The sequence below is a fragment of the Sulfitobacter sp. 1A13368 genome (assembly GCF_043557275.1).
Taxonomy (GTDB): Bacteria; Pseudomonadota; Alphaproteobacteria; order Rhodobacterales; family Rhodobacteraceae; genus Sulfitobacter; species Sulfitobacter faviae.
Genome location: NZ_JBIFFR010000009.1, coordinates 97466 through 118983, shown reverse-complemented (window position 1 = coordinate 118983; position 21518 = coordinate 97466). Strand labels below are relative to the sequence as shown.

The window sequence follows — 21518 nt, the reverse complement described above, 5'->3', positions numbered from 1 at the left end:
CGGCCTTCACCCGGATCGGGTCGCGGGACATTGCAATGCTTGGATTCAATGGCACCTGTCCCGGCCCCGAAATCAGACAGCGCCAGAACGATATTCTGCGGGCGCGGGTGGAAAACGGGCTGGAGGACGGGACCCTCGTACACTGGCATGGCATTCGGTTGCCCAACGCGATGGACGGCGTAAACGTGCTGACACAGGATGTCATCATCCCGAATGAGGGTTACGAGTACCGGTTTCCGGTTTCCGGTTCCCGATGCCGGAACCTACTGGTATCACTCCCACTACCTTTCCTACGAACAGGTCGCCCGCGGACTGTTCGGCCCCTGATCGTCGAAGAACCTGCCCCGCCAGACGTGGATCAGGACATCACGGCCATCCTCTTCGACATTCGGCTTGATGACACCGGCCAGTTCGACATGGAATTCGACCGCGCTGATTTCATAACAGCAGGTAGGCTGGGGAACTTGATGACCACCTTCCTGTCGTCTGAGCAGGCGCGGCTGGGGGATCACATCCGGTTGCGTCTGATCAATCCGACACCGGATCGCATTTTCGAGATACGTATCGACGGGCTGACGGGCTTTTGTGTGGCCTATGACGGGATGCCGCTGCCCGAGCTGGTTTCGCTGGGCAATCTAAAACTCGCACCGGCGCAGCGCATCGACATCATCGCAGATGTGACGGGTGATGTGATCCTAAGAGAAACCGTGCCTTCGGGTGGCGAGGAACTGGGGGGCATTATGTTGAACGGTCAGCGACAAATCCGGTCTGCGCCGATAGCTCCCCTCCCCGCGAACCTCGTGCCCGCGCCCGGAGAGATCACGCAAACGGCAGATCTCTTCATGCAAGGCGGTGCCGGGGACGGCGCGCACGGCGGGTTCGGGGGCTGGGCCTTCAACGACGTGAGCGGTCTGCCGAACAAACCGCTGATTTCGGCAAGACGTGATGAAGCAGTGCAGGTGCGGATGGTGAACGACACTGCTTTTCCGCACGGTATCCACCTGCATGGCCACCATTTCTGGGAAACCGATCAGAATGGTGCGCGAACCCACCTTCGCGACACGACCCTCGTAGCGCCGGGCGAGACGATGACGATTCAGACAGGCAGTTTGGGAGGGAATGGATCAAGCGACGGATTCGTGCCGAGTGAGATCAGAGGTTCGGCACCCCGGACGGCAGTACCAAAAGGCCTCGTGAGCCGCGCTGACGGCATCTTGGCAAGGAGGCCAGAAGTACCGCTGGAGGCGCAAGGAACAGGACACCCACCTTCACAGGCAGTGCCCTCAGCAAATCCGGTGGGATCGCACCCGCCGCAACGGCCATCCGCGCTTTCGGTGGGTTCCATCTGCGCCATAGCCGTGATTGACATACTGGCCGACGACATATCCGGCGCAGTCACTGCACCGAAGGTCAGCATGAGAATCAAAACAAGGCGAAAAACGCAGGTCATACAGTTACTGCTACAACCTTCCAGCAAGGGGAGGTCAAGTGACATTCTGTAACTTGGACGTGATACCCCTGTAGTGTATCCGCCTCAGACCTTCCCTACTGCCCTTCGCAGCCAGTTGCTCATGCAAAGGTTCATCAGTCCACTTGACGTTGGTCGACGTCAACTTGCCGTCGCAAATGAGGAAATGATATCCTCATGCTCGGTCAGCTTTTTTCGTGAGTATGAGTTTCCTCCCCATCTCTCGAATTACCGTGACCATAGAGATCGGCGTTCTGATGAGCGCGATCCTCGTGCTCGAATTCGAGGCTGGAATGGCTGATGCCGAATTCTCCCTTCAGCCGCTTCTTGATCGCGCTCTTGATCTCTTCAATCTTCGACCACCCCTCGGCTGCCACGACGACATGGCAGTCGAGCGCAGCCTCGTGCTCTTGCATTTGCCAGAGATGGACGTGGTGGACGTCGGCGACGCCTTCGACTTTCCGCATCGCTTCGACGACGGCCTCGTTGTCGATGTCCGGCGGGCTCCCGAGCATCAGGGTTCGGATTGGGCCGCCTATTTCAGTGAAAGACAGATACAGGATGTAGATGGCGATGCCGATGGTGATGGCAGGATCGACCCAACGCATGTCGTAAAGGATGATCAGCGACCCAGCGACGATAACCGCGACCGAAGCAAGCGCGTCCGACAGGTTATGCAGGAAAAGCGCGCGGATGTTCACGCTGCCCTTCTGCATCGAATAGGTCAGCATTGCGGTCAGCGTGTCGACCACAAGCGCAATTCCACCGAGAATGACGACGGTCCAACCCATGACTTCGGGTGGATCAATCATGCGCATGCCACCTTCGTAGATCAGTTAGAAGCCGATCAAAATCAGGGTGGTGTAGTTAACCAGGGCTGCGACGATTTCGACCCGACCATAGCCGAAGGTCATGCGCTCATCGGCTGGGCGGCGCGCGATCTTGCGTGCGGCGAAGGCAATGACAAGCGAAGCCATATCGGAAAAGTTGTGCAGCGCATCGGCGATCAGTGCCAGGCTGCCCGACAATATGCCCCCGACGATTTGCGCAACGGTAAGAAGCCCGTTCGCCCAGATCGCGATGGCAACCCGCCGATCGCCAGAATCCGGATCGATATGCGCGTGCCCGTGGTCATGTAGCATTGGCAGGCTCCTCATGCGCGTGTGTCGCGCGTCGGTCAGTCTTGAGGCGGTCGCTGCGGAAACCACGAACGCGCGCATTCATCCAGTGGCGTATGATATGACGGTAAAGGGCACCACGCAGCCATCCAAAGGATTGCTCATGGGAAAAATAGAAGGCGTCCGGCGTATCAAACACGCCGAAATCCTGCACGATGCCGGTTTTCTGAATGTAGGTATCTTCTCCGTTCCAGGCGACGGGAGGCGCGCCAAGGCAATCCGTGCCCGCGCCATAACCGCAGAGACTGTCCGTGTCCGAGAAAGACGTTTGCAGGACTTTGAGGAAAGCGTCATCCAGGATGAAGCCTTCAAGGTTGATCCAGGCACCTTGAAATTCGATCTCGACCCATGAGTGGAGAATTTCCTGCGGAGCAAGCGGATACACCAGCTCAGGTACAACACCGCGCTGCAAGCCTTTATGGATCGTAAACCCATGCAACCGGCAACGAATGCCGACACCACGCAGCAGCGCCATCAAGAGCGTGCCTTTGGTATTGCACTGCCCGTAGCCGTCGGAAAGCACTTCCGATGCGGGGATGTCGTCAGCTCGATTGTATCCGAACGCGATTTCATTCCGAACGAAATCATAGGCAGCTCCGATCCGATCGTATTCGGATAAGCCGCGCCAGCTGCGGTTCTCAATTAGATGCGCAAGAGGCGCGGCATCAAAATCCAGTAGTTTGGTGGGTACAAGTAGGGGGTCGGTCATATGCAACGGGTCGCTCCTCGAATGTAAGCGCTGTCTGCGCCCCACGCGGGATCAGCTTGACGTGGTGAAGTTCCAGGGCATCAGCTCGTCGATCCTGCTGGCGGGGTGACCGGCGGTGATCGCTTCGAGGGTCGCCTCGAGGTAGGCGAAGGGCTCCACGCCGTTGATCTTCGCGGTGGCGATCAGGGAGGCGATGCGGGCCCAGGTGCGGCCGCCCTCGTCGTGGCCGGCGAAGAGTGCGTTCTTTCTTGTCAGGGCGATCGGGCGGATCAGGTTTTCGACGGCGTTGGAGTCCATCTCGACGCGGCCGTCGTGGAGGAAGGTCTGCAGGCCGCCCCACTGGCGGTGGATGTAGGTCAGTTTCTCGCCGAGGCGCGACTTAACCGAGATACGCAGACGCTGTGCCTGCAGCCAATCACCGAACTCGGCCACGAGGGGCGCGCTGCGGGCCTGACGGGCCGACAGACGTTGGCCCGGGCCCATGCCCCGGATCTCGAGCTCGATGCGGTAGAGCTCAGCGATCCGGCGCAGGCCCTCGGCGGCGATTTCCGAGCCGTCGCGGTCGAAGACCTCCTTCAGCTTGCGCCGCGCATGCGCCCAGCAGTGGGCCACCGTGATCGGCGCGCCGCCCTTGCGGGAGGGGCGCGTCAGTCGATCGTAACCGGTATAGCCATCCAGTTGCAGGATGCCGTCGAAGCCCTGCAGGATCTGCTCGGCATGGGCGCCAGCACGGCTTGGACGATAGGTGAAGACCACGCCGGGCGGGTCATCGCCGCCCCATCCACGATCATCCCGGGCAAGCGCCCAGAGGTAGCCGGTCTTGGTTCGGCCACGGCCCGGATCCAACACCGGGGCGGTCGTCTCGTCCATGAACAACTTGCCGGAGGACTTGAGATGCTCGGTTAGCCTGTCGACCACGGGGCCGAGGTGGAAGGCCGCTGTGCCAGCCCAGTCCGCCAAGGTGCTGCGATCGATCTGGATGCCGGAGCGGGCAAGGATCTGGCTCTGTCTGTAAAACGGCAGGTGGTCCGCGAACTTGGACACCAGGACATGTGCGATGGACCCTTCGGTCGGCAGCCCGCCTTCAATCAGCCGGGGTGCGGCGACAGCCTGAATGACCCCATCCGAGCAGATGCCGCAGGCATACTTCGGCCGGATGTCGACCAGCACCCGAAGCTGCGCGGGCACGATGTCCAGCCGCTCGGTCCGATCCTCGCCGATCCGGTGCATGCGGCCGCACCCACACGGGCACTCAAGGCTCGCCGGTTCGATGACACGTTCGATGCGCGGCAGATCAGCGGGCAGATGGCCGAGATTGCGCTGCCGTCTCCGGCGCGGCGTCGTGGTGGATGGCGCGGCCTGCTCCTTGCGGGCCTCGACCTCCGTGACGGCGGTTTCCAGGTCTTCGAAGGCCAGCTGCCGGTCGTCTTCGCTCAGCTTCTCGGACCGTTTGCCATGCACGACATGGTTCAACTCGGCGACGAGATGCTCGAGGCGCCGGTTTGCGTCCTTCAGCGCACCATTCTCCTGCAGCAGCGCCAGAACGGCGGCGCGCTGGCTCTCGGGGATCGCGGACAGGTCGATGGGCGGGGCGTTGGACATGCGCAGATTATACCGCGCCAAATGCGTCGATGCCCTATCATTCCCTGGGGCGAGTCACTCTGCCACAGCTGGTCTGCGCACCTCCAGCGATCGCACACGGCGCCAGTCCAGGCCGGCAAACAGGGCCTCGAACTGTGCCCGGTTCAGCGTCATGGCCCCATCCCTGATCGCAGGCCAGGTGAAAGTGCTTTCTTCCAGCCGCTTGTAGGCCATCACGAGCCCGCTGCCGTCCCAGAATAGGATCTTCATTCGGTCGGCGCGCTTCGAGCGGAAGACGAAGACCGTTCCGGTAAACGGATCTTCCGCCAGAGTAGACTGGACCAGGGCCGCGAGGCCGTCATGGCTTTTGCGGAAGTCGACCGGCTTCGTCGCCACCAGAATCCGCACACCCTGCGAGGGCATCAGCATGGATGCGCCTCGAGCGCGTGGACGATCTCAGCGACCCGGGCGACGGGCATGTCATGCGCCAGTTCGATCACAACAGCCCCCGAATGATCCTGATCGGGGCCGCCTGCGATGTTACCTCCGGACGCGCTTCCTCCTCGGCGACCTCGCAGACGACGAGCGGCGCAAAGACAGGTTCCTCGACTTCGGCTGCAGGCAGCACCAGCTTGCCCTGTTTGGCCTCTCGTCGCCACGCCGAAAGTTGATTGGGCAGAATGCCAAACCGCTCCGCTACGGCATTTACAGTCGCTCCAGCTTCCAGGGTCATCGAGACGGCCAAGGCCTTTGCTTCATCCGGCCACCGACGATGACCCGACGCGTAGATCTCGACGCCCAGCGATTTGAGAAACGAATTTGTAGCGCACATTGCGAAACGCACTCCCCATCATGAGATGGAGATCACTTCGCAGCCGAAGCCATCAGCAGCAACGTGGGGTCGAGACGACGCTTACCCTCGAATCGTCTTGGAACAAAACTAATTTCTATAGTCACTGTAGCTTCAATCCTTTCTTTCAGAAAGAATCTCCCGCAACTATTTGTCCGTGTGAACCGCTTTGTGGTGTTCGCCGTGTGCGTCGCGCAGAATGTCGATACCTCCCCAGGCCGCGATCTCGGCGACAATCACGCCGACGACGAGGTCCGGCCAGTTGGTTCCTAGCCAGGCGACGAGGCCACCGGCCACGACGATCCCAAGGTTCGCGGCGAAATCGTTGTAACTGAAGGTGTTGGCCGCGCGGATGTTGACGTCCGGATTTTTGAGCTTAGCGAGCAGCCAGACGCAGACCGCGTTGATGGCTGCTGCGATCAGGGCCATGGCGATCATGATCGTCCCGAGCGGATCTGACCCACCGATGTAGCGGCGCCACGCATCGTAGAGGATGCCTGCAGCGAACAGGATCAGCAGCCCGCCGGAAACGTTCGCCGCCCCGCGTTTCCATTTGGCGGATCGGGACAAAGCGAAAAGGCTGATCGCGTAGACGAAGCTGTCGGAGAGGTTATCGAGCCCGTTGGCGATCAGGGCACTTGAGTCGCCGAAGGCGCCTGTTGCGAAAAAGGCCACGGCCAAACCAATATTGAGCGCCAGAACGATCCAAAGCGTCCGTCTCTCCATTGAATCTTGTCTAGCGGCCATTTTGTGGTTCCAGCTTGTGTTGTACGACACATTAACTTCTGCGGCTGATCTGCGTTCCAGCCGGATTGTTGGCTGAATTCCTTCAGGCCCCGATTTCCTCGTGTTCGGTCAAGCATTCCGAATGGTCCCGCAACACCTCAAGCACCTTGCAATCTCCCGTCCGCCCGCCGCTGCATTCGTGAACCATGCGTTTCAGTTCCGTGCGCAGCGCCTTCAGGCGGGCCATGCGCTGCTCCACCTGTTTGAGCTGGCGACGCGCGATGGCATCAGCCTCATCACAGGGCCGGTTGGGATGGTCGCTGAGGTCGAGCAGCTCGCGGATCGCATCGAGCGAGAAACCGAGTTGTCGCGAGTGGCGGATGAAGGACAGTCGATCAAGCTGTGCATTGTCGTAGCGCCTCTGTCCGCCTTCGGTCCTGCCAGGTTCGGGCATGAGTCCGATCTGTTCGTAGTACCGGATGGTCTGCACTTTTGTGCCAGTCTTCTTTGACAGAGTACCGATCGTGAGCATTTTCGCCTCCATGAAAAAGATACAGTCTGTGTAGGTTTTGCCGTCGGAATAAACAAGTGTCGGATTCACAGACGCGTGAGTTCAAGCTATACCATGATTTCGTGCTTGAACCTCTAGCGGCTAGAGGATGTATCCGCACAGGCAATAAGAATCAAAATCAGGCGAACAGGATTGTCCCTTACATCGGCACAGAAGTTTCTTTGGGTTTTGGCAGGCGTGGCAGCGCTTGCCTTCGTGTGGCTTCTGCTCTGGTCCGACTATCGTTCCGATAGCGCCCGAACCGACGCCGAACCGCCTTTTTTCGCTGAGTTCGAACTGACGGACCACCAGGGTATGGTTCGAACCGAGGAGGACTTTGCGGGGCGCTGGATGCTGGTTTTTTTCGGCTTTACCAACTGCCCCGACGTCTGCCCGACGACCCTATCCGAGGTCGCGGCGGTGATGGACGGTCTGGGCGACGATGCCGCCAAGGTCCAGCCGATTTTCATAACAATCGACCCTGAACGAGACACGCCCGCAGCACTCGCCGAATACGTCCCGCTGTTCGATGCGGGCATCATCGGGCTGACCGGCATGCCGGAACAGATCGCCGCCACATCCGAGACCTTTCCGATCTTCTTCGAACGCGTCGAAGAGGCTGCGGCGCCGGATGGTTACACGATGGGCCACACGTCGCATCTGTTCCTCTTCGATCCCGACGCGGGCTTCGCCGACTCGTGGCCCTACGGCACCTCCGCCGAAGAGATCCTCGCCGACCTGGAAGAGAGGATCTGACCGACATGAACCGTATGTCCGGAGAAACAGCCCTCGGGCTGGCGTGGATCATCGCGCTCGTCGCCTCGCTTGCCGTGCTTTTCATCGGCGAGGTGCTGGGGCAGACGCCCTGTGTGCTGTGCTGGTTCCAGCGCGCCTTCATGTTCCCCTTGGCCATTATCCTCGGGCTGGGCCTTTGGTGGCGGGACGGCCGCGTGGGGCGCTATGGCATCGCATTGGCGCTTGGCGGCGGCGCAGTCGCCCTGTGGCACATGGGACTGTACGTCGGTCTTGTTCCCGAACGCATCCAGCCCTGCACGGCGACCGGCCCCTCTTGCACCGATGACAACCAACTGGTCTTAGGCATCCCTATCCCGCTGATGGCGCTCGCCGCCTTCGCGCTGATCGGGGCGCTTTCGGCCCTTTCATTGAAGGACACACGAACATGAACCGACGCGGCCTGATCCTGTCCGTTCTCGCCCTCGGCGTCGCCGGTTTCGGCGGAGCCACCTGGTTTGCAACCCGCCCCGGCCCGGTGGCCGAAGCGGAGCCTGTTGCGCCGGAACTCGCGGACGCGATGATCCGCCCCTACTCGCCCATCCTCGGGCCTGCGGAAGCGCCCGTCACGATCGTCGAATTCTTCGATCCGGCCTGCGAGGCCTGTCGCGCCTTTCATCCCATCGTGAAGGACATCATGGCCGAGCATGGGGATGCTGTCCGCGTCGTGATCCGCTACACGCCCTTCCACGGCGCGGCATCCGAGGAAGCGATCCGCGTGCTCGAGGCGGCGCGCATGCAGGACATTTACGTGCCGGTGCTCGAGGCCGTTTTGCGGGAACAGCCGAGATGGGCGTCGCACGGTGCCCCGGAGCCTGGTCTGATCCTTCAAATCGCCGCCACGGCCGGACTCGATGCCGAGGCCGCGCGCACGCAAATGCTGGCACCCGATGTCGTGGCGATCCTGAACCAGGATCGTGCTGACGTCGAGACCGTGGGAATTCGCCAGACGCCCACATTCTTCGTGAACGGCAAGCCGCTCGATCCGTTCGGGGAGGCAGAACTGCGGCGATTGGTGGCTGCCGAAGTCGCTGCCGCGTAAAGCTGAATGGAAAGGGCAGGATCAGAACGATGAAAAAGTATATTTTGACCGGCACACTGGCCGTGCTTTTGACCTTTGGAGGGCTCTCAGTGCCCGCGCTGGCCGGACCAGAGGATGTTGTCGTCGAGAACGCGTGGTCCCGCGCCTCCATCGGGATGAACCGCCCCGGGGCCGCCTACATGGCGATCCGCAACACTGGCGACGAACCGGTGACGCTGATCGGCCTTACAACACCGCTCGCGATGATGCCCGAAATTCACGAGACGAAGACCAATGCCGAAGGTGTGAGTTCCATGAGCCCGGCGGGGGAGATCGCGATCGCCCCTGGCGAAAGCGTCGCGCTCGAGCCGGGCGGCCTGCACGCGATGCTGATGCGGCTGAAAGAACCGATGACGGAAGGGGACACCTTTCCGCTGACCCTGCTTTTCGACGACGGAGGCGAAGTGACGGTCCATGTGCCGATCCTCGGCATCGCCGCGCGAGGGCCGGAGGACTGATGCGGCGACGGGCGATCCTGGGGTACGGCGCGGCTGGTGTCGGGGCGGTCGCCCTGATGCTCTTCGTCGGTTGGTGGCAGGTCGATGGACCCGGTGGACCCGAACCTGTCGGGCAGCGGCCTATGGCCCTGACCGAGATGGATTTCCGTCTGACGGATCATGAGGGCAACGCGGTCGGGCCGGAAACCCTGATCGGTCGCCCGACGATGGTGTTCTTCGGCTTCACCTACTGTCCCGATGTCTGCCCGACCACGCTCTCGGACATTTCGGGATGGCTCGACGATCTGGGAGACGAGGCCGACGAGATGAACGTGGTCTTCATTACGGTCGACCCCGAGCGCGATACCGTCGAGGCGATGGCGGAATATGTCGGCTACTTCCATCCTGGGATACGTGGCTGGACGGGACCGGAAGAGCAGATAGCGCGCGTCGCGGACGGCTTCCGCGCCACCTACGAGCGAGTACCGGCGGAGAGCGGCGATTACACGATGAACCACACCGCGAGCGTCTTCCTGTTCGCAGCCTCTGGGCGATTCGTCACCATGATCGACTATCACGAGCCCAAAGAATTCGCGGTGCCGAAGATCCGCCGCGCGCTGGAAGAAGAAATGGAGGGGGCGACATGAGGCTCAGATCTTTGGCGGCTTGTGTCGCAATTGCGGGGACGGTTTCGGGAGCGGCTATCGCCATCTCTGATTCCATGTCGAAAGAACCCGTGCCGCCGGAACTTGCCCAGGCAGGTAGCTGGATGCCCCAAGGTCCTGAAGCCCCCCAGAACGTTGACATCCCCGTGACGTTGCCCGCGGCGGCATGGGCAGACGATGCACCCGACCTCAGCCCGCTGCCCCTTCTGCAGGCCGCGTTTGCCGACAGGCCGGTGCAAGCGATCGAGCCACCCCTGTCGACGTGGTCGCGCGACATTGCTCCGGGCGAAACGCTCGATTTCTTGCTGTCAGAGGCCGGTCTTGCGGCACCTGACAGAGCCGAAGTTGCCCTCGCGCTTGGTGCGGAATACGATCTGCGACGGCTGCGGCCGGGGCACTCGGTCACTGTCGCTTCGACCGTGGACGGCAGCCCCCGCACCGTCTCACTCGCCGTCGAGGACGGGGTTCGGATCGAGGTGGTTTTCGGCGAGCAGTTGTCCACACAGGTCGTGGCTCCGGATCCGGAGATCGTAACCCTTGCCGGCGAAGCCGTGATCGACAGCTCGATCTTCGCGGCACTCGACGAAGCCGGCATACCCGCCCGTTTTTCCGTGGACCTTGCGCAGATGCTGGGTGGGACCGTGGATTTCCGCCGCGAGATGGCCGGTGGCGAAACACTAAGGCTTCTCTGGCGTGAGGCGCGGGTCGGAGAGGACAGGATCGGACAGCCCGAACTCGCCTTCGCCGCACTGGAGGTCGGCGGTTCGCTTTACGAGATCGTATGGCCGGACGACGGCAGCGGTCAGGCGACGATCTACGTCGATGGCGAGGTGCTGCGCGTCTTCGCACAGCCGGTCGAGGGTGCGCGCCTCAGCTCGGTGTTCGGACGCCGCACGCATCCGGTCTTTGGCAACGTCCGGATGCACACCGGCGTCGATTTCGCAGCGGCACGTGGGACACCGGTTCAATCGACGGCACCGGGGCGGGTTAGTTTCATTGGCTGGCGCGGTGGCTATGGCCGTGTGGTCGAAATCTCGCACGGCTCCGACACCATGACGCGCTACGCGCATCTGAGCGCCGTGCCGGAAGACCTGGCACAAGGCCAACGCGTTGCGGCGGGAGATGTGATCGGCCGCGTCGGCGCGACTGGCACGGCGACAGGTCCGAACCTGCACTACGAAGTCCTCGTGGATGGGCGCCCGACTGACCCCCTCACTGACGACCGGCTCGCCGAAGCAGCCGAGAGCGAAGCGGATGATACCGCCGCGCTCTCGCGTCTGGCCGAGGCGCGCGCGCTTCTGAATGAAAACCTCGGCAGCGAGATTGCCAAAACGACAACCGAAAGGCTCTGACCCATGAAACGCATGACCCAAGCTCTCGCCATCACGCTCGCCCTGTTCCCAGCGGCCCAGGCCCTCGCAGAGGCAACGGCGATCGACGTCCGCAAGACCAACGGATGCGGCTGCTGCCTCTCGTGGATGAAACATCTCGAAGAGAACGGGTTTGTGCCGACCGGCCAGGACATGTTCGGCGGGCTTCTCGTGCGCTTCAAGCTAGACAACGGCGTGCCGCAGCGCATGGTCTCCTGCCACACCGCGCTCATTGACGGCTACGTGATCGAGGGCCATGTACCGGCCGCTGACATCCGCCGCCTTCTCGAGGAGCGCCCGGACGCCGTCGGCCTCGCTGTTCCGGGGATGCCCTATGGCTCGCCCGGCATGGGGCCAGAAGACGACCGTGAAGCCTATGATGTCTTCCTCATCCGCAAGGACGGGTCGACGGAAGTCTTTTCGAGCTACGCCGAAGGATAATCTGGCCCGCCCATGGGAAATCTGTCTCCGATAATGCTCGGCTTTCTCGGAAGTCTTGCCGCCGGATCGCTCACAGCAGTCGGAGCAGTTCCCGTGCTGTTCGGGCGCATCCCGTCTCGGGCCACACGCGCTCTGTCGCTCGGCTTCGCTGCCGGTGTGATGCTCGCCGCTTCTTTCTTTTCGCTGATCATCCCGGCATTGGATGCGGCGGAGCCGATGTTCGAAAACGGCGCGATGCCTGCGGCCATCGTATGCGTTTCGATTCTTCTGGGCATGGGGGCTGTCGCCCTGATGAACGAAAAGCTGCCGCACGAGCACTTCAAGATGGGACGCGAAGGGCCCGAAGCGGCGTCTTTGCGGCGGGTCTGGTTGTTCATCATTGCGATCACGATCCACAACTTCCCCGAAGGCCTTGCCGTGGGGGTCGGCTTCGGATCCGGAGGTATGGAGGGCGGTTTGCCGCTTGCTGTCGGCATCGGGCTTCAGAATGCGCCCGAAGGATTGGCCGTCGCTGTATCTCTGCTGGGCGAGGGATATCCGAAGCTGCGCGCCTGGGGCATCGCGGCGCTGACGGGCATGGTCGAGCCGATTGGCGGCCTGCTCGGGGCCGGGATCATCACACTGTCGGAACCGCTGCTGCCATGGGGACTGGCCTTTGCCGCGGGCGCAATGCTCTACGTCATCAGCCACGAAATCATCCCCGAAACCCATCGCAGCGGCCATCAGAACAGGGCGACGCTCGGTCTCGCAGTCGGGCTCGTTCTGATGCTGTTTCTCGATGTCTGGTTGGGATGAGGCAATGTCACTAAACAAGGTATCTCCGGTGATCGGCGTCTTCGCGGCGCTTGCTGCGTTCGCGATTGATCAGATCACCAAAGCCATTGTTGTTGCGGATGCCGCCACTTTAAGCGCCGGGATTTCCGTGTTTCCGGGATTCAACCTCGTCTTTTATCGTAATGACGGCGTGACTTTCGGGATGCTGGGCGGCGCTCCGTGGTGGAGCCTAATCGCTCTCGCTCTTGCCATCTGTGTTTGGCTAGGGGTTATGCTGTTTCGCGCCGACAATGCGGTGGAAATGCTTGCCTACGGTGCGATCATTGGCGGAGCCCTGGGCAATGTCATCGATCGTGTGCGGTATCGGGCTGTAACAGACTTTCTCGATTTCTACATTGGCACAACACATTGGCCTGCCTTCAACTTGGCCGATGTATTTGTCGTCAGTGGCGTGGGGCTCTTGCTCGCCGCGCCATGGATCAGCGCGCGGCGTTCGATCAAGTCGTGAAGCCGGAAATTCTGAACCGCATCGCTCTGCGCCACCGTTTTCTTTCGCGGATGACGCTTGGTTTCGCCGCCGGGGCGATGACCGTTCTGACTTTCCCGCCTCTTTCGATTCTCCTGCTTGTTCCCGTTGCCTATTCCGCGTTGTTTGTCGGGCTTCGCGATCTCTCCTTCGGGCGTGCTTTCCTCGTCGGCTGGGCGTTTGGTCTCGGCCAGTTCGGTTTCGGGATTTGGTGGATCGCGGAAAGTTTCTACGTCGAGGCCGAGCGGTTTGGGACGATGGCGATTCCGGCGGTCGCGGGATTGTCCGCAGGTCTCGCGATTTTCCCAGCCATTGCCGCTGCGCTTTTTGCCGAAATCGCGCGGCGCGGAGCCATGGGCAGTCTCTTGGCCTGCCTCCTGTTCGCGACCTCCTGGACCGTGGCCGAGTGGTTGCGTGGTCACGTTCTGACAGGGTTTCCCTGGAATCTGGCCGGTTACGCACTTGTAGACTACGCCGCCCTTCGCCAGACCGCCGCCTGGGTCGGAAGCTATGGGCTAAGCTTTCTCACCGTGTTCGTCGCGGTACTCCCTGGCGCGGCTGCTATGGCGTCCGGGCGGCAACGATTGACCGTTTCGCTCATGGCGCTGGCCGGAATCGCGACGATGTGGGCTGTCGGCACGCTGCGCCTCCAGTCGGATGCACAACAGCCACCCGGTGTCGACCTGCGCATCGTCCAGGGCAACATTCCACAAGAGGAGAAATGGGCGCCCGAGAACCGCGAGGCGACATTCGCGCGCTATCTTGAGCTTTCAACCCGGCGCGGCGATTTCGACGTGCTTCTCTGGCCGGAAACCGCCTTTCCGGGTTTCCTCGACGAGGATACGGAGGCGCAGGCCCGCATTGCCGCTGCGCTCACAGAGGGCAGGGTGCTGCTCACCGGTGTGCCGGACCGTGTACCGAGCGAGGATGGCACCCGATATTTCAACACGGTCCAGGCTTTTGGCGCGACCGGCAGAATCCTGACCGGATACGCGAAACACCATCTCGTACCCTTCGGCGAATATGTGCCATTCCGTGGCTGGTTGCCCATCGAGCGGCTCACGGCGGGTCTGGGCGACTTTACGCCCGGACCGGGCCCGCGAACGCTTGCGCTTCCGGGTGTGCCGCTGGTCGCCGTGGCGATCTGCTATGAGATCATCTTCCCAAGCCATGTGGTCGACGATCTGTTCCGGCCGGACTGGATTTTCAATGCGACCAACGATGCTTGGTTCGGAACCAGCATTGGACCGGAGCAGCACCTCGCGTCCGCACGCATGCGCGCTGTCGAGGAAGGGCTTCCCATCGTCCGGGCCGCAAACACAGGGATCTCCGCGATCATCGACGCAAACGGTGACCTCGTCGCGCGGCTCGGCAACGGAGAAACCGGTGTCATAGATGCGGCTCTGCCCTCTGCTCATCCGTCAACGCTCTATGCGCGCTTCGGTGACTGGGCGCTGCTGGCTCTCATCTTCACTACTTGGGCCGTCGGACTGGCTGCAGGTCTGGTCGGCACACACCGGTGCAACAAGAGAACAAGAACGGAGAAAAAGTCATGCTGGTAATCGCGGGCATTGTCGCGGGTGCGATCTGGGGTGGATATCTGGCGCGACGCCGAAAAGGAAACCGGCTGGATATCCTCCAGTATGCGGCGAGTTCGGCGATCGCCTTCGGTCTTCTCACCTATTTCATATCGGTGGTCCTCTTGCGCATCTTTTTTTAAGAAGGGTTTCGAAACAGCACCGACATGAGACGGCTTTTCAACATATTGCTGTACGGGTTTCTGGCAATCTGCATCACGGTATCGGTTGGTTCCGGGTTGGTCTATTTTCTGCTGAGCGCATCCGTTCCCGACTACGACGAGGACTTCACGGTCGCAGGCTTAGGCGGACCGGTCGACATTCTGCGAGATTCTTCGGCAGTCCCGCACATCTCCGCGACTTCCGCTGCAGATGTCTACTTCGCGATCGGCTTCGTTCACGCCCAAGACAGGCTCGGTCAACTGTTAAGGGCAAGGCGAAAAGCGGAAGCTTCGTGGCCAGCCGATGGGACATTGTCCGTTGCGCCAGCGGTCTCAGACGCGCTCGCGTCCTATGCCGCGGGCGTCAATGCGTGGCTCGAGCTTGTGTCGGAAGGCGGGCGTGGCAGAGGCTCTCCGGAGCTGCTGATCGCAGACGAACGGTCGATCGCGGCCTGGACACCCGGCGATAGCCTGAGGATTGCCCGGTCTTTCCTGAATGGCCTGCGACCGGGAAGCGCACGGGAAGGAATGCCGAGTATATCAGGTGCCATTATACCGACGGATCGCCCGAGAGCGCCCGAACTACTGGCGACTGATCCGCAGCAGCGCCTCAATGCGTGGGCGATGGACGGTGACCGAACCGCTACCGGGACGCCAATTCTCGCCGCCGAAATCAGCGGTTCCCTGTCGCTTCCCTCGGAATGGTATCTCGCTGATCTTCAATTTTCGACGGGGCCGGCCATAGGGGCCACAATGCCGGGCGTACCTTTCGTTATTGTTGGTCGCAACGCGCGCGTCGCCTGGGCCTTCCGGTCACTTCCCGTGCCAGACGAGGAGGCGCCAGGGGGGCCATCACCCATGCAGACGGCAGGTTTCCTGACGATGCTGGAGCTGTTTGCGCGTTCAGCCGACGCGAACGATGCCACTAGAGTTGCCGCAGACATGTTGCCGAAGGGCATGGAGGCATTGGTAATTGATCGAGAGACCGTTGACCGTTGGCCAAAAGAGGAAGCCGTACGGGCGTCGTCATTTCGCGACATTCGACTGGCGGAGCTTGAAACGCGGCAATCGATCTTCTCGACAGAAGGCGTCATGGGTGTTCAAAGGGACACCGTAAGTTCCGTGGCGCGAACCCTCCTGCCCCTAATGGCGAAAGAGCTTTGGTTCGTGCAGTCCAGAGACAGCATCGAAGGCACCGATACGGACGACCTTCGTCGTGAGCTACTGGACAGGCTTGCGTCGTGGAATGGCGAAATGGATCGATATGCGCCGGAACCTCTGCTGTTTTGGACCTGGGTCTGGGCTTTGCAGCAGCGCATTTTGAAAGACGAGTTTCCGACAGCGAAGCAACTCTGGACCCGTCCGAACCCGGACTTTCTTTATGCGGTACTCAGCGATCGTCGCGGCAGCGCGATCTGGTGCGACATCCGTCCATCGTCACCTCGAGAGACATGTGAGGAGCAGGTTCGCGTGGCCTTGGATGATGCCCTTGGCTGGCTGGTCGATCGATATGGGCGCGATCTTTCGACCTGGACCTGGGGGGAGGAGCATACATTGGACATGCAGTGGTCGCCGATCAGTTCACGTGGGTTGCTGACCGACCTGCTGTCCCTTCAAGCGCCGATCTCAGGCGATCCCTTTACGCAATTCTTGACGTCATTTGGTGTTGAAGAAGACCGTCCATTCCTTGTAAGTGCCGGAAGCAATTTTCAGGCGGTCATGTCGATATCGGGAGCAGCGGGATCATACTACATCTCGCCCGCCGGACAGTCGGGACATCCGCTATCTCGATTCTACGACAATCTTTTTCCCTCGTGGATACAAGGCGAATACCTCGCCATGTCGACCGATCTGTCACTAGCCCGTGGCGGCGCTTCCGGGATATCGCGGCTCACACCGGCTACCTCCGACAACCCTCGGATGAGCGAGGGCCAGAGCGAATGATCACGAACTTCTTCTTCCTTTACGACCCTTTCGGCTATGTGCTGTCACCGGTGTCGCTCATTGTTGTCGGTCTTACAGCATGGCTGTTTTTGCGTGGGCTCAAAATACACGCTCGCTGTCTCGGAAGGGTTTCTGGCTGGCGTCGAGCCGTCTTCTTTGTCGGCCTCGCGGCCGTCCTCGTCGCGACGAATGGGCCGCTCCCGCCATTGGGGCACAGTCTGTTTTCGGTACACCAGGCCGAGCATCTTCTTCTGCGACTGGCAGGACCCATTCTCATTGCGGTTTCTCAACCCTGGCTTGTCCTTCAAGCCGGATTGAAAAGGGAATGGCGCCGACGCCTTGCCGCGATTGGGCGTGCGCGCATCCCGCGATTCTTGGCGCTTCCTGCATCTGCCACCTCCTTGTTGATTGGTGCGCTTTTCGTCTGGCAGATCCCGATGATCTACGCCCTTACACAACGTATTGCGGCGATGGAAGCGCTAGCACATCTGTCTATGGTGCTGGCTGGGCTTTGGTACTTTGCTATGCTGTTCGATCTGCGTGATCCGCCTGAAGGAGCGCGGCGCGGTGCTCGGCTGATGTCAGGGTTCGTGGTGATCGTTTCCAACATCTTTCTGGGCTCCCTGACAACGCTCAAAGAGGTGCCTCTCTATGGATCAGAAATCATCGCAGCGAGCGGTGGCCGACTTCGCGCCCTGGCTGACGAGACAATCGGTGGCTACGTAATCTGGGTCCCGTCGTCGATGGTTCTCATCGCGGCAATCATTCTGGTGCTGAACGGCTGGAACGCGGCGGAGGAACGGCGCTGGACGTCCCGCTACGACCTGATGCGCCAATCGAATGCGGCGGCGCTCGAGTTTCCGGAAACCGCGGAGGAACTGCGTCTGAAAGTAGGGAAGCCGAACCGAGACATGGGCCGTACGCTCGCCCTTGGCGCATTCTCCATGTTCATGGTTGTCATGGTTACCGTCGTGACCATCGTCTATGCCCTCGGATAGATTGAATTCGACATGAGACCAGACGTATTCTTCTCCGCTAGGGCCCGCCTGTCTCGCCACTGCCACGGCTGGACACATATTGTAGTGTCCTTACGCGTACCGGGTGCTTGCGCTGGCCCACGGCGGCAAGTGTCACTTTGGCCGTGATCGCCATCGAAGCGATCAACGTGGCCCTGTGCCGACGATTTGCCTGATCTGACGGAAGATCATCTCCTCCCATCAGGCGTAGATGTCGATCGGTGTTCCGTCTTTCACCATTGCATAGATGTCCTCGATCTGCCGATCTGTGACCGCGATGCAGCCAGCTGTCCAGTCGCGGACGTCCGTTGGGTCGATGCCTGGGCGTGGACCACCATGGATGAAGATGTCGCCGCCGGGGGAAAGGCCCTGCGCTTCAGCAAAGGCGATGTCGGCCTCATTCGGATAGGAGATGCCAACCGAAAGATGATACGTACTGTCGGGGTTGCGCTTATCGACTACGTAAGCGCCCTCAGGGGTCCGGCCGTCTCCCTCGAATTGCTTGTGACCCTCAGGAGCGAAACCCAGCCCGACCGGATAGGTTTGCAATACGCGATCGGCTCCGTCCAGAACAAGCAAACGCTGCCCCTTGTAAAGCCGAACACGGGTCACTTCGGGTCCGCCATAGCTGCGGAACTTGCTGGCACAGCCAGACAAAAACGCTGCCAATCCGCCCAACAGGACGGCGCGGCGGGGAAATCGGATGGTTTTCACTGCTCGATGCCTCTTTCGTGAGGTCTGATATGGACATTACGTTACCTTGCAAATGCTGCGTGATCAATGTCCGTGGGCAAGCGCGGCCTTTGCCATCTCTGGACCAACCTGCTCACCGCTGAATGCCTTGCGGGCCTACCGCAGCGCCTTGAGGGCGACCGGCAGGGAGACCACGGCAAGCCTTAATCGAACAACTCGTGAAGCCAGGATTTGCGTCGATAGCCGTGCTTGCGGTCGCCGCCGCCGTGCTTTCCGCGCCGGTAGCCGCGATCATCGTCGTAGCCGCGCGGCTCAGGCACCCGCTGAGGCGCCACATCGGGTGCCGAACGCTCGATGATCTTGTCCAGTTCACCCCGGTCGAGCCAGACACCCCGGCAATCGGGACAGAAGTCGATCTCGATCCCCTGGCGGTCGGTCATGCTCAAGGGCACCTCGCAAACCGGACACATCATCCTGCCCTTCACGCTCATGTCTCGTCTCGGCTCCTTTCCGGGTTCTCCCAGTTCAATGACCATGTGCCAGCGCTCCTTTGGCCAAGCCTTCGCCAACCTGTTCACCGCCAGACGGCGGCGCCTTGGCCTCTTGGCTGTTCAGCAGGCGCAGGGCGTTGGCCACCACCAGCAATGACACTCCTACATCGGCTGCAATAGCGCCCCACATCGATGCCACTCCGAAAGCGGTAGCGACAACGAAAACGCCCTTGGTCGCCAAGGAAATACCGATGTTCTGATGGATAATCGACATTGTCCGGCGCGAATGACCGATCAGCCAAGGCACCTTCCCGAGGTCGTCTGTCATCAGGGCAATATCCGCCGTCTCGATTGCCGCGTCCGAACCAACGGCACCCATTGCGATGGCGTAATGCGCGCGCGCCATGGCCGGGGCGTCGTTGACCCCGTCGCCGATCATGGCCACCATGTCATGCGTTTCGACCAGTTCTTCGATAGCTGTCACCTTGTCTTCGGGCAGAAGCTCGGCACGGACCTCGTCGATGCCGACCTCGGCTGCAACAGCGCGCGCTGTCCGCTCGTTGTCGCCCGTCAGCATGACGATGGTCTTCACGCCCTGCGCGTGGAGCTGTGCCACGATGCCCTTGGCATCGGGGCGGATACGGTCGCGCAATTCCAGGATGCCGGTGACGCCGGTGTCGTCGCCCACGGCAACAAGGGTGCTGCCGGCCCCTTCGATGCGGTCGCGCAGATCCTTCGGAATGGCGTCGCCGAAACCCTTCTCCTCGGCAAACCGGTCGGACCCTAGCCAGATCGACCGGCCGTCTGTGCGTCCTTCAAGTCCCCTACCTGGAACGGTTCGGGTATCTTGCGCGGCGGACACATTGATGCCTTCGGCTTCTGCCCGCGCGAGAATGGCGCGCGCCAAGGGATGCGAGGAACGTGCCTCCAGCCCAGCGGCGAGGGTCATCAGATCTTGCGCCGATGCTTTGCCCAGCGGATGCACCGCCGCCACCTCCGGCTCGCCCATGGTGATCGTGCCGGTCTTGTCCATGGCCAGTGCAGTGGTCTTGCCCGGTGCCTCAACATATGCACCGCCCTTGATCAGCACCCCAGCCCGCGCTGAGGCGGTGAGTGCGGCGACGATGGAGACCGGTGTCGAGATGACCAGAGCACACGGGCAGGCGATCACCAGCAGCACGAGTGCATTGTAGAACCAATAATCCCAGGCCCCACCGAAAATGAGCGGCGGCAGCAGGGCAATTGCAATGGCGAGAGCCATGACGATAGGCGTGTAGATGCGGGCGAACTTCGCCACCCACTGCTCCACCGGCGCACGGCGGGCATGGGCGTCGCCGACCATGCGGATAATCTTGGCCAACACGGTGTCCGAGGCGGCCTTCGTGGCGCGCACCGTCAGTGTGCCTTCGCCGTTGATCGTACCGGCATAGACTTCGTCGCCCCGTTCCTTTGGGACCAGCGCACTCTCTCCGGTGATTGGCGCCTGATCGACGGCCCCTGCCCCATCGACAACCTCACCATCCAATGGGATGCGATCTCCGCCGCGCACGACGAAACGTGCGTTGATAGCAACCGCGGAAGCCGGTACGTCCGCTTCCGAACCGTCATCATAAAGAATTCTTGCCGTCGGCGGCGCCAGGTCCAGCAGAGCTGAAACCGCATTCCTCGCACGCCCGACGCTCCAGCTTTCGAGGAAAAGCGAGAGCGAGAAGAAGAACGCAACCGTCGCCGCCTCGAAAAATTCGCCGAGGCCAATTGCACCCGCGACTGCGACGACCATGAGCAGGTTCATGTCGGGCGACAGCCGCCGTGCGGACGACCATGCCTTGGGCGCCACGAGCCAAACACCGAACAGGATCGCGACCGCGAATAGCCCTGCCTCGACCAGTGGCATCGGCGCTTCGCCGTGCCCTGCGAAGAGGCCAAGTGCCCCCCCCATGCCGGTCTCGATGATGTGCCACAGAAATCCCGCGGCCCAGAAGCCACCACTGAGCGCCGTAAACAGCCGCTGGCGTGCAAGATGGGCCGCCTGGTCGACCGACGCGTTTTCGGCATCCCAGGGCTTGGCGGTCATGCCGGTGCTTGCGACCAGTTCTGCAATTTCGCCGTCCGATACACTCTTGGCGCTGTCGAGGATAGTCATCCGTCCATTGATCACGTCGAACGCAAGATGTTCGGCCCCGCCGATCTTCGGGCCGACCACCTTGTTCAGGATTGCTACCTCCTCGGCGCAATCGAGGCCGGACACCTGAAAACTGCGCCCGCCCGCTGGCGCGGGGGTCGCCGGAACGATGTCGCCGCACGTTCCGGCGCTCCCGCAGCAGCTGCCGCCGCTTGTCTGGGCATCTTCGGCGTGATCGTGGTCGTGACGATGGGTGTCGGACGGCATGAATGGACCTCTGGATTCGGGTGCTTTACCATGACATAGCCCCTACAGTGGCTAGAGCTTCAAGAGCAAAATACGGTGGTATTTCAGATTGTTTTATTG

The 21518-nt window shown here is 61.3% G+C and carries 24 protein-coding genes and 2 pseudogenes; 16 read left to right on the top strand and 10 right to left on the bottom strand.

The genetic code is table 11. The annotated features are described in order from the left end of the window. Positions 1–35: 35 nt before the first annotated feature. The 3 genes and pseudogenes from ACGYK4_RS16705 to ACGYK4_RS16695 form a co-directional block, all read left to right on the top strand. Positions 36–191, top strand: a pseudogene (locus tag ACGYK4_RS16705) (multicopper oxidase domain-containing protein); the annotation flags it as partial. A 7-nt stretch (positions 192–198) separates the two neighbouring features. Continuing rightward, a complete protein-coding gene (locus ACGYK4_RS16700) occupies positions 199–327 on the top strand; it encodes a multicopper oxidase domain-containing protein (RefSeq protein WP_306419543.1) in 129 nt (42 codons plus the stop codon). Between the two features lie 89 nt (positions 328–416). Next, on the top strand, positions 417–1502 hold the full coding sequence (locus ACGYK4_RS16695) for a multicopper oxidase domain-containing protein (protein ID WP_317406871.1): 1086 nt from the start codon (positions 417–419) through the stop codon (positions 1500–1502). 151 nt (positions 1503–1653) lie between these two features. Here the strand turns inward: ACGYK4_RS16695 and ACGYK4_RS16690 are convergent. The 7 genes and pseudogenes from ACGYK4_RS16690 to ACGYK4_RS16660 all read right to left on the bottom strand — a co-directional run bounded on the left by ACGYK4_RS16690 (position 1654) and on the right by ACGYK4_RS16660 (position 7044). Further along, a pseudogene (locus tag ACGYK4_RS16690) lies at positions 1654–2610 on the bottom strand (cation diffusion facilitator family transporter). After that, positions 2600–3355 carry a transglutaminase family protein gene (locus tag ACGYK4_RS16685; RefSeq protein WP_100161091.1) on the bottom strand — a complete coding sequence of 252 codons (756 nt, stop codon included), beginning with the start codon at positions 3353–3355 and terminating at the stop codon, positions 2600–2602. Before ACGYK4_RS16685 ends, ACGYK4_RS16690 begins: the two are co-directional and overlap by 11 nt. A gap of 51 nt (positions 3356–3406) precedes the next feature. Further along, positions 3407–4957 carry an IS66 family transposase gene (gene tnpC / locus ACGYK4_RS16680; protein ID WP_271690355.1) on the bottom strand — a complete coding sequence of 517 codons (1551 nt, stop codon included), beginning with the start codon at positions 4955–4957 and terminating at the stop codon, positions 3407–3409. A gap of 54 nt (positions 4958–5011) precedes the next feature. Continuing rightward, a complete protein-coding gene (gene tnpB, locus ACGYK4_RS16675; RefSeq protein WP_271690354.1) occupies positions 5012–5365 on the bottom strand; it encodes an IS66 family insertion sequence element accessory protein TnpB in 354 nt (117 codons plus the stop codon). Between the two features lie 67 nt (positions 5366–5432). Next, on the bottom strand, positions 5433–5780 hold the full coding sequence (locus tag ACGYK4_RS16670) for a transposase (RefSeq protein ID WP_271690353.1): 348 nt from the start codon (positions 5778–5780) through the stop codon (positions 5433–5435). Between the two features lie 153 nt (positions 5781–5933). Next, entirely contained in the window at positions 5934–6512 is a 579-nt protein-coding gene (locus ACGYK4_RS16665) for a cation transporter (RefSeq protein ID WP_271690428.1), read from the bottom strand. Between the two features lie 103 nt (positions 6513–6615). Next, positions 6616–7044 carry a helix-turn-helix domain-containing protein gene (locus ACGYK4_RS16660; protein WP_013959865.1) on the bottom strand — a complete coding sequence of 143 codons (429 nt, stop codon included), beginning with the start codon at positions 7042–7044 and terminating at the stop codon, positions 6616–6618. A gap of 207 nt (positions 7045–7251) precedes the next feature. Here ACGYK4_RS16660 and ACGYK4_RS16655 point away from each other — a divergent pair, with 207 nt between their 5' ends. The 13 genes from ACGYK4_RS16655 to ACGYK4_RS16595 are packed head-to-tail and all read left to right on the top strand — an operon-like array spanning position 7252 to position 17828. Beyond that, positions 7252–7818, top strand: a complete 567-nt coding sequence (locus ACGYK4_RS16655) for an SCO family protein (protein ID WP_088635930.1) — start codon at positions 7252–7254, stop codon at positions 7816–7818. 5 nt (positions 7819–7823) lie between these two features. Continuing rightward, positions 7824–8246, top strand: a complete 423-nt coding sequence (locus ACGYK4_RS16650; protein WP_088635910.1) for a disulfide bond formation protein B — start codon at positions 7824–7826, stop codon at positions 8244–8246. Continuing rightward, the gene (locus tag ACGYK4_RS16645; protein WP_088635911.1) at positions 8243–8896 is read left to right on the top strand and encodes a thioredoxin domain-containing protein; all 654 of its coding nucleotides are present in this window, start codon (positions 8243–8245) and stop codon (positions 8894–8896) included. The genes ACGYK4_RS16650 and ACGYK4_RS16645 overlap by 4 nt, the downstream gene beginning before the upstream one ends. A gap of 29 nt (positions 8897–8925) precedes the next feature. Beyond that, the gene (locus ACGYK4_RS16640) at positions 8926–9393 is read left to right on the top strand and encodes a copper chaperone PCu(A)C (protein WP_088635912.1); all 468 of its coding nucleotides are present in this window, start codon (positions 8926–8928) and stop codon (positions 9391–9393) included. After that, a complete protein-coding gene (locus ACGYK4_RS16635) occupies positions 9393–10019 on the top strand; it encodes an SCO family protein (RefSeq protein WP_088635913.1) in 627 nt (208 codons plus the stop codon). The genes ACGYK4_RS16640 and ACGYK4_RS16635 overlap by 1 nt, the downstream gene beginning before the upstream one ends. Continuing rightward, positions 10016–11389: a M23 family metallopeptidase gene (locus ACGYK4_RS16630; RefSeq protein ID WP_271690352.1), complete on the top strand. Its 1374-nt coding sequence runs from the start codon at positions 10016–10018 to the stop codon at positions 11387–11389. Before ACGYK4_RS16635 ends, ACGYK4_RS16630 begins: the two co-directional genes overlap by 4 nt. Positions 11390–11392: 3 nt before the next feature. Continuing rightward, positions 11393–11848 (top strand): DUF411 domain-containing protein, encoded by a 456-nt coding sequence (locus ACGYK4_RS16625; protein WP_043772538.1) that lies wholly within the window; start codon positions 11393–11395, stop codon positions 11846–11848. A gap of 12 nt (positions 11849–11860) precedes the next feature. Continuing rightward, the gene (locus ACGYK4_RS16620; RefSeq protein WP_088635914.1) at positions 11861–12643 is read left to right on the top strand and encodes a ZIP family metal transporter; all 783 of its coding nucleotides are present in this window, start codon (positions 11861–11863) and stop codon (positions 12641–12643) included. Further along, on the top strand, positions 12627–13130 hold the full coding sequence (gene lspA, locus ACGYK4_RS16615; RefSeq protein WP_369824853.1) for a signal peptidase II: 504 nt from the start codon (positions 12627–12629) through the stop codon (positions 13128–13130). The genes ACGYK4_RS16620 and lspA overlap by 17 nt, the downstream gene beginning before the upstream one ends. Continuing rightward, complete coding sequence (lnt, locus tag ACGYK4_RS16610; protein WP_088635916.1) at positions 13097–14710, top strand: apolipoprotein N-acyltransferase; 1614 nt, start codon at positions 13097–13099, stop codon at positions 14708–14710. The genes lspA and lnt overlap by 34 nt, the downstream gene beginning before the upstream one ends. After that, a complete protein-coding gene (locus ACGYK4_RS16605) occupies positions 14701–14868 on the top strand; it encodes a hypothetical protein (RefSeq protein ID WP_009815492.1) in 168 nt (55 codons plus the stop codon). Before lnt ends, ACGYK4_RS16605 begins: the two co-directional genes overlap by 10 nt. A gap of 24 nt (positions 14869–14892) precedes the next feature. Next, a complete protein-coding gene (locus ACGYK4_RS16600; protein ID WP_088635917.1) occupies positions 14893–16830 on the top strand; it encodes a penicillin acylase family protein in 1938 nt (645 codons plus the stop codon). Continuing rightward, the gene (locus ACGYK4_RS16595; protein WP_088635918.1) at positions 16827–17828 is read left to right on the top strand and encodes a cytochrome c oxidase assembly protein; all 1002 of its coding nucleotides are present in this window, start codon (positions 16827–16829) and stop codon (positions 17826–17828) included. Before ACGYK4_RS16600 ends, ACGYK4_RS16595 begins: the two co-directional genes overlap by 4 nt. A gap of 219 nt (positions 17829–18047) precedes the next feature. Here ACGYK4_RS16595 and ACGYK4_RS16590 read toward each other — a convergent pair whose 3' ends face one another. From ACGYK4_RS16590 to ACGYK4_RS16580, 3 genes are all read right to left on the bottom strand, one after another. Continuing rightward, entirely contained in the window at positions 18048–18560 is a 513-nt protein-coding gene (locus ACGYK4_RS16590) for a murein L,D-transpeptidase family protein (RefSeq protein WP_035367119.1), read from the bottom strand. Between the two features lie 182 nt (positions 18561–18742). Next, on the bottom strand, positions 18743–19030 hold the full coding sequence (locus ACGYK4_RS16585) for a zf-TFIIB domain-containing protein (RefSeq protein WP_071974146.1): 288 nt from the start codon (positions 19028–19030) through the stop codon (positions 18743–18745). A gap of 34 nt (positions 19031–19064) precedes the next feature. After that, a complete protein-coding gene (locus ACGYK4_RS16580; RefSeq protein WP_271690351.1) occupies positions 19065–21419 on the bottom strand; it encodes a cation-translocating P-type ATPase in 2355 nt (784 codons plus the stop codon). Between the last annotated feature and the right edge of the window lie 99 nt (positions 21420–21518).

Bases quoted from the DNA above. Each gene is read 5' to 3' on its own strand.
- ACGYK4_RS16685 (WP_100161091.1), bottom strand. From the start codon at position 3,355: ATGACCGACCCCCTACTTGTACCCACCAAACTACTGGATTTTGATGCC.
- ACGYK4_RS16645 (WP_088635911.1), top strand. From the start codon at position 8,243: ATGAACCGACGCGGCCTGATCCTGTCCGTTCTCGCCCTCGGCGTCGCC.
- ACGYK4_RS16620 (WP_088635914.1), top strand. From the start codon at position 11,861: ATGGGAAATCTGTCTCCGATAATGCTCGGCTTTCTCGGAAGTCTTGCC.
- ACGYK4_RS16585 (WP_071974146.1), bottom strand. From the start codon at position 19,030: ATGAGCGTGAAGGGCAGGATGATGTGTCCGGTTTGCGAGGTGCCCTTG.
- tnpB (WP_271690354.1), bottom strand. From the start codon at position 5,365: ATGCTGATGCCCTCGCAGGGTGTGCGGATTCTGGTGGCGACGAAGCCG.
- ACGYK4_RS16580 (WP_271690351.1), bottom strand. From the start codon at position 21,419: ATGCCGTCCGACACCCATCGTCACGACCACGATCACGCCGAAGATGCC.
- ACGYK4_RS16660 (WP_013959865.1), bottom strand. From the start codon at position 7,044: ATGCTCACGATCGGTACTCTGTCAAAGAAGACTGGCACAAAAGTGCAG.
- ACGYK4_RS16700 (WP_306419543.1), top strand. From the start codon at position 199: ATGTCATCATCCCGAATGAGGGTTACGAGTACCGGTTTCCGGTTTCCG.
- ACGYK4_RS16665 (WP_271690428.1), bottom strand. From the start codon at position 6,512: ATGGAGAGACGGACGCTTTGGATCGTTCTGGCGCTCAATATTGGTTTG.
- lspA (WP_369824853.1), top strand. From the start codon at position 12,627: ATGTCTGGTTGGGATGAGGCAATGTCACTAAACAAGGTATCTCCGGTG.
- ACGYK4_RS16635 (WP_088635913.1), top strand. From the start codon at position 9,393: ATGCGGCGACGGGCGATCCTGGGGTACGGCGCGGCTGGTGTCGGGGCG.
- lnt (WP_088635916.1), top strand. From the start codon at position 13,097: ATGGATCAGCGCGCGGCGTTCGATCAAGTCGTGAAGCCGGAAATTCTG.
- ACGYK4_RS16595 (WP_088635918.1), top strand. From the start codon at position 16,827: ATGATCACGAACTTCTTCTTCCTTTACGACCCTTTCGGCTATGTGCTG.
- tnpC (WP_271690355.1), bottom strand. From the start codon at position 4,957: ATGTCCAACGCCCCGCCCATCGACCTGTCCGCGATCCCCGAGAGCCAG.
- ACGYK4_RS16605 (WP_009815492.1), top strand. From the start codon at position 14,701: ATGCTGGTAATCGCGGGCATTGTCGCGGGTGCGATCTGGGGTGGATAT.
- ACGYK4_RS16600 (WP_088635917.1), top strand. From the start codon at position 14,893: ATGAGACGGCTTTTCAACATATTGCTGTACGGGTTTCTGGCAATCTGC.
- ACGYK4_RS16630 (WP_271690352.1), top strand. From the start codon at position 10,016: ATGAGGCTCAGATCTTTGGCGGCTTGTGTCGCAATTGCGGGGACGGTT.
- ACGYK4_RS16625 (WP_043772538.1), top strand. From the start codon at position 11,393: ATGAAACGCATGACCCAAGCTCTCGCCATCACGCTCGCCCTGTTCCCA.
- ACGYK4_RS16640 (WP_088635912.1), top strand. From the start codon at position 8,926: ATGAAAAAGTATATTTTGACCGGCACACTGGCCGTGCTTTTGACCTTT.
- ACGYK4_RS16650 (WP_088635910.1), top strand. From the start codon at position 7,824: ATGAACCGTATGTCCGGAGAAACAGCCCTCGGGCTGGCGTGGATCATC.
- ACGYK4_RS16695 (WP_317406871.1), top strand. From the start codon at position 417: ATGGAATTCGACCGCGCTGATTTCATAACAGCAGGTAGGCTGGGGAAC.